Source organism: Thiocapsa sp., from assembly GCF_011390875.1.
GTDB lineage: Bacteria > Pseudomonadota > Gammaproteobacteria > Chromatiales > Chromatiaceae > Thiocapsa.
Genome location: NZ_JAABRP010000291.1, coordinates 1 through 245, shown reverse-complemented (window position 1 = coordinate 245; position 245 = coordinate 1). Strand labels below are relative to the sequence as shown.

Genomic DNA, 245 nt, shown 5'->3' with positions numbered 1-245 from the left:
CAGCTTGCCGGCGCGCGCCTTTTCACCGAGCTCGGAGAGCTCCGCGGCCAGTGCAAAGATGCCCTTCTTGTCGACGTCGCGCACGACCGGGACAACTAGCCCCTGCGGCGTATCCACCGCGACGCCGATATGGGTGAAGTGCTTGAGCACCAGACCCTCGCCGTCCGCCGTCAGCGACGCCTTGAGCACCGGCATCCGATTCAGGGCCGTCGCGACCGCCTTGAGCAGGAAGGGGACGAATGTCA

At 66.1% G+C, this 245-nt stretch carries 1 protein-coding gene; it reads right to left on the bottom strand.

Features of this window, described 5'->3' with window-relative positions:
* On the bottom strand, positions 1 to 245 hold a 245-nt coding region (locus GPT33_RS17220; protein WP_296811443.1), incomplete at both ends, for a 2-oxo acid dehydrogenase subunit E2.